At 71.9% G+C, this 7,430-nt stretch carries 10 protein-coding genes; all 10 read right to left on the reverse strand.

Going from position 1 to position 7,430, the window contains the following annotated elements; genetic code table 11:
• Nucleotides 1–212: 212 nt before the first annotated feature.
• The gene (locus GWK25_RS09965; RefSeq protein ID WP_215449439.1) at nucleotides 213–1,115 is read right to left on the reverse strand and encodes a hypothetical protein; all 903 of its coding nucleotides are present in this window, start codon (nucleotides 1,113–1,115) and stop codon (nucleotides 213–215) included.
• Nucleotides 1,112–1,897, reverse strand: a complete 786-nt coding sequence (locus tag GWK25_RS09970) for a hypothetical protein (RefSeq protein ID WP_215449441.1) — start codon at nucleotides 1,895–1,897, stop codon at nucleotides 1,112–1,114. The genes GWK25_RS09965 and GWK25_RS09970 overlap by 4 nt, the downstream gene beginning before the upstream one ends.
• The gene (locus tag GWK25_RS09975; protein WP_308404201.1) at nucleotides 1,894–2,331 is read right to left on the reverse strand and encodes a hypothetical protein; all 438 of its coding nucleotides are present in this window, start codon (nucleotides 2,329–2,331) and stop codon (nucleotides 1,894–1,896) included. The genes GWK25_RS09970 and GWK25_RS09975 overlap by 4 nt, the downstream gene beginning before the upstream one ends.
• A gap of 104 nt (nucleotides 2,332–2,435) precedes the next feature.
• Nucleotides 2,436–2,885: a hypothetical protein gene (locus GWK25_RS09980; protein ID WP_215449442.1), complete on the reverse strand. Its 450-nt coding sequence runs from the start codon at nucleotides 2,883–2,885 to the stop codon at nucleotides 2,436–2,438.
• Nucleotides 2,886–2,967: 82 nt separating this feature from the next.
• Nucleotides 2,968–4,767 (reverse strand): VWA domain-containing protein, encoded by a 1,800-nt coding sequence (locus GWK25_RS09985; protein WP_215449444.1) that lies wholly within the window; start codon nucleotides 4,765–4,767, stop codon nucleotides 2,968–2,970.
• Entirely contained in the window at nucleotides 4,764–5,906 is a 1,143-nt protein-coding gene (locus GWK25_RS09990; RefSeq protein WP_215457295.1) for an AAA family ATPase, read from the reverse strand. Before GWK25_RS09990 ends, GWK25_RS09985 begins: the two co-directional genes overlap by 4 nt.
• A gap of 74 nt (nucleotides 5,907–5,980) precedes the next feature.
• Complete coding sequence (locus GWK25_RS44245; RefSeq protein ID WP_286014521.1) at nucleotides 5,981–6,103, reverse strand: hypothetical protein; 123 nt, start codon at nucleotides 6,101–6,103, stop codon at nucleotides 5,981–5,983.
• Nucleotides 6,100–6,321: a hypothetical protein gene (locus tag GWK25_RS09995; RefSeq protein WP_215457296.1), complete on the reverse strand. Its 222-nt coding sequence runs from the start codon at nucleotides 6,319–6,321 to the stop codon at nucleotides 6,100–6,102. Before GWK25_RS09995 ends, GWK25_RS44245 begins: the two co-directional genes overlap by 4 nt.
• 274 nt (nucleotides 6,322–6,595) lie before the next feature.
• The gene (locus GWK25_RS10000) at nucleotides 6,596–6,946 is read right to left on the reverse strand and encodes a hypothetical protein (RefSeq protein ID WP_215449446.1); all 351 of its coding nucleotides are present in this window, start codon (nucleotides 6,944–6,946) and stop codon (nucleotides 6,596–6,598) included.
• Nucleotides 6,947–6,948: 2 nt separating this feature from the next.
• On the reverse strand, nucleotides 6,949–7,401 hold the full coding sequence (locus GWK25_RS10005; RefSeq protein WP_251829645.1) for a hypothetical protein: 453 nt from the start codon (nucleotides 7,399–7,401) through the stop codon (nucleotides 6,949–6,951).
• Nucleotides 7,402–7,430: the final 29 nt, after the last annotated feature.

Consider the following 7,430-nt stretch of genomic DNA (forward strand, 5'->3'; position numbering starts at 1 on the left):
GCGGGCAGACGCAGACGGCGGAGGCTTCCGTCTGGCCCGGGCCGGTCTCGGCCGTGCACGGCCGCCGGCCGGGATGGGGCGTGTGCCGGTCGGCGAGGTCGGATCGGGCGCGTGCGAGGTCGGACCGGGCGATCTGCAACCGCTCGTCGGCGAGATAGCGCAAACGCCGGGCGGTGTACTGGTCAAAAGGCTGGCCGAGTCCTTCAAAGAAGTCAGCTGCCGCGACGAGTACGTCGCCCAGGGCGGCCAGGATGCCGCGGGACGGGCAGCGCGGGTGGCGGAGCTGTCCGGTCGGGCGTGGAGGCCAGGTCTGCGGCAACGGCGTCGAGGTCCTGCTGGATGCCGTACAGGCGGCGGGCGACCCACTCCAGCTGGTGTTCCGTGGCGGGATCGTAGGCGTGGGGAAGGGCGCCGAGACGGTGCGCCGCGTGCTCGACGAGACCGCGCACGGTGGCCAGCGGCCCGGTGGCCTCATCGGCGAGCTGGTGCAGCAGTTGGGCGAGCTGCGCCGTGGCGCCGACAGCGGCGGGTGCGGCGCCGTCGGGGCCTGGTGCGGTTGCGGTGGCGTGGGGCTCGGGACGGGCGTGGAAGGGTCGAAGGAGACCGAGGTCCGTCTCGAGTCGCCGGCACTCCACCATCAGCCGGCGGAGCAGGTCGGGCTGGGTGGTCCAGGTGCCGTCGGGGCGGATGAGGTTGGCGATCAGGTCGAGACGCCGGGGCTGGGCCTGGACAGCGATCCAGCGGCAGCCGCCTGTGTCGCCCGGTGTCGCGATGCCGGCGGCGCGGGCAAGCCGGTGGGCGATCTCGGACCACTCCGAACCGGTGAGTGCGCGGTCGACAGGGGCGAGACGCACATCGGCGTGCCAGATGACGAAGCGGGCTTCCCGGGGGCTCGCGGCAAAGGGAAGCTCCCACGACGGGGCGTCCAGATGTGACGCCCATTCCTCCGACGTCCAGGTTGGCTGCTCGTCGTCGTGGCTGAAGTGGTCCAGGCCGGGCCAGTGGGCGACTGCCGTGTATTCGCTCAAGCCCTGCCGATCGGACACCGGGTGATCGAGGGCGTCGGCGAGGGCCACGGCGGCTTCCAGGCCCCGGGCGTGCACACGCGGGATCATTCCGGGCCTGCTTCCGCGTGCCGGCCGATGAGTCGCTGAACGTCGCGGGCCGCGGCGATCAGGGAGCGTTCGCGGACGAGGTCGGCGTGGACGGACACGTCGCCGGGCGGCAGCAGGTCCAGTGCGCGGTCGATCGCTGCCAGCGCCGCCCGGTACTCACCGAGCCCGCGCAGGGCGCCAGCCTCACGGAACAGGGCGATCGGGTCGGTGCGCGAGGCGAAGGGCGGCCGGCCGAGGATCTGCAGCATCTGCTCCTCGCGCCCGGACAGGCCGTGCCCGAGCCAGAGTCCGTGCAGCAGCGCATGCAGCGTCTTGACGTGGTCGCCCGCATCGTCGAGGACCCGCTGGATGAGGGGGAGCCCCTCAGACCGTGACTGCCCCAGCAGGGCGAAGGCGTACAAGGCGCGGCTGTAGCAGTCCAGGCCCTCTCGTTCCTGCGGCGGGATCTGTTGCTCGACGAGCAAGGCGAGGGTGGGGCAGCGGAAATCGAAACGCAGGGCGCTCAGGTACAGATGCCGATACGCCCTGGTCGCGATCGGGTCCGGCCCGGGCGCGAGGGCGTCCTCGGGGTACAGGAGGCCCAGCAAGCTGTGGCCGGAAGCCCGGGCGGTCCACGCGGCGTCGGCGCACAACTGCGCGGATTCCTGCCAGGTCGCGTCGAGTTCGCTCAGACTGGCGGCCAGCTGCGCGGGCCAGTGGATCGACGGGATGGCCGAGGCGGCTTCGGCACCGCCACGCAGCAGGGCCAGGGTCCTTCCGGGGCGGCGGGTGGGGAGGGTCACCGGCCACCCCGAGCGTCGGCGAAGTGGACGAGCTGGTTGAGCTGGGTGAGGGAGTACCAGCCGCAGTCGAAGGACCCGCTCCCGGCGGGCACCTTGGGCAGGACGTAGTCCTCCAGGGCGCGCCGGTAGATCAGGCAGTCGGGGCAACGGTGGGAGAGGTGGATCATGTAGCGGGGGTGGGCGGTGATGAACGTGCGCTCGCCGCCCCTGGGGTTGCGCAGCCGCCAGCCGTCCTCGTCCGTCGGCAGGTGCCAGGAAGGAGCGACGATCATCATGACGTCGCCCGATAGCCTGCCGTCGGCGACGCCGGTGGGGACCACAATGGTCTCGCCAGGAGCGAAGTGGGCGTGGGTGATGTCCCGTTGGGCGGTCAGCGGCTCCAGGGACGGTCTCCAAGCGGCTGGTATGTGCGAGGGGCCGGGAGCGTCGGGCACAGCAGGGGTCCTTCCACGAGTGGCAGGGGGGCGGTGGAAGGTCAATGCTCCGGAGGATCCCCGGTTTCGATAACCGGGGATCCTCGGGTATAACCGCTGGTCGTCTACCGGAACGGGTTCTCGGTGCCGCGGTCGTTCTCGGTGGCGGCGTCGAGGAGTTCGGGCAGGTCAGCGCCCTCGGCGTCCCTCTGGTCGATCCACCAGCCGGCGCGGGCGATGGTGCGGATCTTGTCTTCGAGGACGGCCCAGTCGGCCTCGTCCCAGGTGCCCTCGCTCACCAGCGCGCTGTACGCGGCGGTGACGAGCTGGTGACGGGAGCGCTCGCCCCAGTCCAGGGCCCGCTCGGGCCCTTCGAGCGGCGGCATGTCGAACTGCTCGGCCCACGCGCGGGCGGCCTGCTGCTCCTCGGCGCGCTTGGCGGCGAGCCAGGCTTCCTTGGATTCGGTGTCGGTGTCGCGCGCGGCCTTCCAGCAGTCGGTGCAGTCGCGGCCTTCGAGCCAGCGCGCGTATCCGGCGCGCCGGTCGGCGGGGCGGTTGGACAGGTTGTGCGTCACTTCGTGTCCACAGCTGTGGACAATTTTCCAGGCGGTAGGGACTGCCACGTGGTTGTTCCTGCTTTCTGTCTTCTGTGTTGTCTCAGCGTGTCCTGCGGATGGCGTCTGTGGCCGCCGTGGCGATGGCGACGGGAGCGCTGGAGGGCTGGGGCAGGTGCAGCAAGGTGGTCCCCGACAAGTGGTGGGACTTCGCGGTGAGGGTGAGCTGGAGTACGGCGCAGCCGGCGGTCGTGAGCTGCTTGACGCGGGTGACGGCTTGAGCGGTTTCGTCGCTGCGGTACCGGGCGTCGGTGACGATCACGAGGAGGCGGCCGGCGCCGGGGCGGCTGAGTTCGAGGCCGTGGTCGAGTGCGTCGATGGCGTCGCCGAGGTTGTGGTGGCCGCCGTTGGCATCGAACGTCGTCACGCGCTCTGGTGCTCGGTGGGTGGGTCGGGTCAATGCGGTCAGGTGCCTGTCGTAGGCGATGGTGGCGGTAAGGGAGTCGGGGTCGGTCAGGGCTGCTGCGCGTGCCACGATCCAGGCAGCGGACGCGACGGGCGCGCACGCGGCCCGCATGGAGCCGGAGACGTCGACGGCGATACCCACACGCAGCGGTGGGGTGGGGGAGTTCCGGCGGCGGGTGTGGGTGAACGGTTCCGCGGTGGGGACCGACCCGGCCGCGCGCTGAGCGTCGCGGGCGAGGGCCGCGCGCATGTTGAGGCGGCCGGGCGGGGTGGGGCTGGTGGTCCGCTCCTCGGTCCGCTCGCGGTAGGCGGCGGCACGCAGGGCGCGGCTCAGGCGCGCGGCGGCGCTCTGCTCGGCGGCGGTGGGCCTGCGGGTGCCGGTGACCGGGTTGCCGTAGGGCGCCGGTGTGCCGTCGGGGGTGACGGTGGTGCCACGGGCGTTGAAGACCGACTTGGCGGTGGCGGCGGCTTTGCGTCGCTGGCCGGCCCGCTGGGCGCGGTCCTGAGCCTGCGCCTTGGACTGCGCGGCCATGGCGTTGGTCGCTGCGGCCTGTGCCGCGAGGTCGGCGGCGTCGGTGGCTGCCGTGCTGTCCATGACGACCCCCACGGCGCCGGACAGCAGATCGGTGAGGTTCTCCGGCACGGGCAGGGCGGGGGCCGCGGTGTCCAGAGCGTCGCACCATTCTTGAGCGTGCGCGAGCATGGTCGTGGCGTCGTGGTCGGCGCACTGGTGGGCTGCCGTCCAGATGCGGGTGAGTGTGGCCAGCAGGTTCGCGCCCAGCACCTTTTCGCACAGATCGGCGACGGCCCGGGTCTCGCCGGCGTCCAGGATGCCGACGTCACGGCGCCCGAGGACCAGGGCCGCCACGGCGGCGGCGTGCTCGATGCCCTGGAGGGTGGGGTGGGCGATGTCGGGCATGACCAGGGTTCGGGCACTGGTGCGCAGGTACGTGCGGTCCGTGGGCCGCGTGATCAGGTGTGCGCCTTCGACACGGCTCTCCTCCAGCAGGAGCGCGGCCTCGACGACACGGGGGTTCGCTCCGGCAGGCTGCGTCCAGACGGAGTGGGCCGCGTGCGCGGCCTCGTGGACGAACACTCCCCAGGCGGCGGGATACCGCTCCTCGTCGCCCACGATCCGCGGATGGATCTCGTGGGGCTTAAGCGGGGCGAACAGGCCGGCGTCGAACTCGACCTCGCCCAGAGTGGGGAAGAACGCGGCCGGTGCGCCGCTGCGCGTGCCGGGGCGGCAGGTGACGAGGAGGTCTTGGCGGCCGGAGAGGGCGACCAGCCGGTCGCCGAGTTCGGCTCCCACGCGCAGCCACGCGGCGGAGGAGGAACGGGGTTGCGCGGGCGGGGCGCCGTCGTCGGCCCATCGCGCGAGGTCGGCGTCGTCGTCCGGCGTGGTGGCGGGGGCTTGGACGTGGTGGTGGGCGCTCATCGCGAGCGGCCCCGGTGTGCGGAGCCGGTGCTGCCCGGGGGCTGCCGGGCGGCTGAGGCGGGGAGCTGCTTGCCGAGGGTGAGGGGCGCGATCTTCTTGACGCCGGCAGCCTTGATGACGGCGGCGGCGACGGCGTCGCGATCCTCCAGAGGGGCGATGCCGACCAGGTTCGCGAGCGCGGCTTTGGTGCCGAGGACGGCCTCGGTCTTCTGGTAGCTGAGCAGCTCTCGCAGTTGGGGGGCCCAGCCCAGCTCGCCGAGTTCGACCTGGCGGGCGAGGTGCCGGGCGACCCGGACCACCCGGGCATCGATCCTCAGCGCCAGGGCGAGGTCATAGTCCGTGCCGATCTGGATTTGCACGCTGAACCGGCTCGACAGTGCCTCCGTCAACACCGCCCCGTGGACGCCGGGATTGTGGCCCGCCACCACGTAGAAGCCCGGCTCGGCCTTGATGGTCTCGCCCTTGTGGGCCTTGACCTGGATCTGCCTGCGCCCGTCCATCGCGGGATACAGCGCCGCCAGGACCTTCGGTGAGATCAAGGTCGCATCGTCGATCAGCAGGGCGCGGCCCTCGGTCATCGCGGTGACCAGCGGACCGTACTGGAAGACGTAACCTCCCGCGTCGTCCTGGGTGTACTCGCCGATCAAGTCGCCGACCGTGGTGTCGCCGTCACCGGCGACGGTGAGCAGGTCCGGGAACGCCGCCTCGACCAGACTCGTCTTGCCGGTGCCCGGAGGGCCGTAGAGCAGCACCGGCACGTCGGCGTCACGCAAGCGATTCAACGCCTCGACGTCGGGCAGATCGGCCAGCTCCCGGGGGTGGTAGACCTGGCCCCCCGCGCGGCGGATCGGGCCGGTCTGCCTGGGCGTGGCTGCTGCGGGAATGGTCGTGCGGGCCGCAGCCGCCTGGGCGCGGGGAGCGTGGGTGCCCGGTGGGCTGATCACAGCGCTCTGCGCGGCTGCGGCGGTTCTCGCGTTCGCGCGGAACTCCGGTTGTCCGGTTCCGCCTTGGTCGGCCTCGCCGCGTCGCACCAGGGTGAGGGCGGCGTTGCGGACGGCGCCGTGGGAGTGGCCCAGCTGCCTGGCCATGTCCCCGATGGTGAGCGCGTCCGCCGGCCGGTCGGCCAGCAGTCGGGCCACCTTGGCCCGTAGTTCGCCGCCCTTGGTGCGCGCTGGACTGGTAGGCGTTCCGGGTGTGGTCAAGCGAGGCCCCTTCAACAGGTGCGGGTGCGGGCGGGGTTGGCGATGCGCTGGAGAGGCTGGCCGCTCTCGGAGCGGATCACGGACTGTGCCGCCATCGACGACCGGGCCAACCGGGGCGTATCGTCGGTGCTCACCGGCCGACCGAGGGCTCGGTCCAGGTGCACGGGATGGCCGGCGACGAGCAGCTCGCTGGCTGCCGAGCAGGCTCGTGCGTCCGCTCCGTACCGGGTTCCGTCGCTCGGCAGGCGCAGCCTGGTGTCTCTTCGAAGCCGGCCTGGAGCAGGATCCGCCGGGCGGCGGCGTTGTAGCCGGTGGTGGTGATCTCGCCGGTGATGGTGTGCCGGATCGTCATGAACGGCTCTGTTGGTGCTTCGGGCAAGGCGGATCTCCTATCGGTGGTGGCGGGAAAGCGGTGGGGTGTTGGGCGAAGGCGAGACGGGCCCGGAGCTTCCAGCACATCAACGGTGCGAGGCTGGACCACGAACGAGGGGCAATGACTGCCGACATGCTCCAGGGCGGGCCTCACCGCCCCGCAGCTACCTGACTCGCCTTTCCGCACGTTCCGATAGCCGGGTGTACCAACAACGGCCATGGACGGGAATTCTCCTTGTGTCGCGGGTATGGGGTCAGCGGTGCTGTCGTCGTACGCCGACCGGTGGCGCGGGCTGGGCGGTCATCGCGGTCTTCGTACGGCGTGCCGCGGGCGGCTCGGATGTGGCGGGCGGTGTGGGGCGCAGGTCCGGGTCGAGGTCGACGCGGTAGCGGGCGGCGGTGAGCATGTCGGCTGCCCAGCTGGCGTGTTCGTTTTCCCAGACGCGGCCGAGGTCGAAGGGCAGCCGGACCCACTGCCCGCGCAGCGTCGGAAAGGTCATGAATCCGGCGCGGGCCATGATGCGTGCGGCGAACTCGTCGTACGGTCCTTCGACTTCGACCTCGCCGCCTTCGCCGCGGGTGATGCGGATCGGCTCGCTGGTCATGTTCACCGGCTCCGTCCTTGACCGGCAGCCGGGGCTTTACCGGCGGCGGGCGGCGGCGCCGACGGTGTGGCGTTGGCCAGGGCTGTGATCCGTGAGGGGCGCACGGCGGCGGCCCGCGCGATGCGGGAGCGCCGTTCGGCCAGGTCGATGCTGGCCGTCGGCTGGGGTGGAACTGATGCGTGGGTGGGATCGAGGGCGCTGTCGTCCCGCACGCGGTAGCCGAGGTTGCGCAGGTCGTGGACGGCTTGGCGGGTGCGGCGCAACCCGTCGCGGTTGGGCTCGGTGAGCCGGTACAGGCCCGGCGAGAAGGGGACGGGCTCGAACTGCTCGCGGACGAGGAACCATTCGGCCAGGTGGGGGGTGAAGCTCGGAGCGGCGGTGGCGACGAAGCCGTGTTCGGGATGGTGACGGAAGCGGAAGTGGTCGGACAGAGAGGGATCCTTTCTGCTGGTCAGCGGCGAGGGGCCGGTGGATGGGTGGGGCG

The organism is Streptomyces sp. ATCC 21386 (assembly GCF_018728545.1).
GTDB lineage: Bacteria > Actinomycetota > Actinomycetes > Streptomycetales > Streptomycetaceae > Streptomyces.